This is a genomic window from Pseudomonadota bacterium, from assembly GCA_022361155.1.
Lineage (GTDB): Bacteria > Myxococcota_A > Polyangia > Polyangiales > JAKSBK01 > JAKSBK01.
The window spans coordinates 1-1,177 of the sequence record JAKSBK010000403.1; the positions used below are offsets into that span (position 1 = coordinate 1).

The window sequence follows — 1,177 nt, forward strand, 5'->3', positions numbered from 1 at the left end:
GGTGGTCGAGCGCCTGGGCATCCGCGAGGCCCCGCTGCCCTGCCTGATCGCCATCGCCACGGCGGCGGCGGGCTCGCTGGCCCTGTTCTTCTTCGCCGGCCGCATCCACGACTTCCTCAGGCCCATCGTCAACTGACGGGACCGACGCCATGAGCGACCATCCGCACCTGGAGCACGAACCCAAGCGCTGGCTCGACCATCCGGCCAACGTGCGGAAGGTCGTCTGGGCCATCGTGGCCGTGTGCGCCGGCCTGTTCCTGGCCGACGCCCTCTACCACAAGCACCCGCACTTCGAGGCCGAGGAGGTGTTCGGCTTCTACGCCCTCTACGGCTTCGTCTCGTTCTTCGGCATCGTCATGGCCGGCAAGTACCTGCGCAAGCTCATCAAGCGCGACGAGGACTACTATGACCGTTGAGTTCACGCCGGCGCTGATCCTGATCCTGGGGGCGCTGCCGCTGCCCTTCCTGGGGCTGGCCTGGCGGCGCACCTGGCTCTTGCTGCTGCCGCTGATCGGGCTCTGGCAGGTGCTGAACCTGGATGCGGGCATGAGCCAGGCGTTCCCCTTCATGGGCTACCAGGTGGAGCTGCTGCGGGTCGACGCCCTGGCGCTGGCCTTCGGCTACGTGTTCCTGCTGGCCGCCTTCCTGGGCAACCTCTATGCGCTCCACCAGGACGACATCCGCCAGGAGATGGCGGCGCTGATCTATGCCGGCAGCGCCCTCGGCGCCGTGTTCGCCGGCGACATGCTGAGCCTGTTCGTCTACTGGGAGCTGACGGCGATCTCGTCCGTGTTCCTGATCCTGGCCGCGGGCACGCCCCAGGCCCTGAAGGCGAGCCAGCGCTACCTCATCATCCAGGTCGGCTCCGGCGTCATCCTGCTGGCGGGCATCCTGGTGCACGGGTCCGCCACCGGCTCCATCGCCTTCGGCCACATCGGCATCGAGAGCACGGGCGGCAAACTCATCTTCCTCGCCTTCGGCATCAAGTGCGCCTTCCCGTTCCTGCACAACTGGCTGCAGGACGCCTATCCCGAGGCGACGCCGACCGGCACCGTCATCCTCTCGGCGTTCACCACCAAGCTCGCGGTCTACGCCCTCGCCCGCGGCTATGCCGGGACCGAGATCCTGATCACCATCGGCGCCGCCATGACCGCCTTCCCCATCTTCTTCGCCGTCA

2 protein-coding genes are annotated in these 1,177 nt (G+C 67.6%); both read left to right on the forward strand.

The genetic code is table 11. From position 1 onward, the window contains the following. Positions 1 to 149: 149 nt before the first annotated feature. Positions 150 to 416: a hypothetical protein gene (locus MJD61_15705; GenBank protein ID MCG8556712.1), complete on the forward strand. Its 267-nt coding sequence runs from the start codon at positions 150 to 152 to the stop codon at positions 414 to 416. Next, positions 406 to 1,177 (forward strand): Na(+)/H(+) antiporter subunit D (locus tag MJD61_15710; protein MCG8556713.1); only part of this gene is annotated, 772 nt, incomplete at its 3' end. The genes MJD61_15705 and MJD61_15710, both read left to right, overlap by 11 nt.

What these genes read in the sequence shown, in the direction of transcription:
- MJD61_15705 (MCG8556712.1), top strand. Translation starts at nt 150, where the DNA reads ATGAGCGACCATCCGCACCTGGAGCACGAACCCAAGCGCTGGCTCGAC.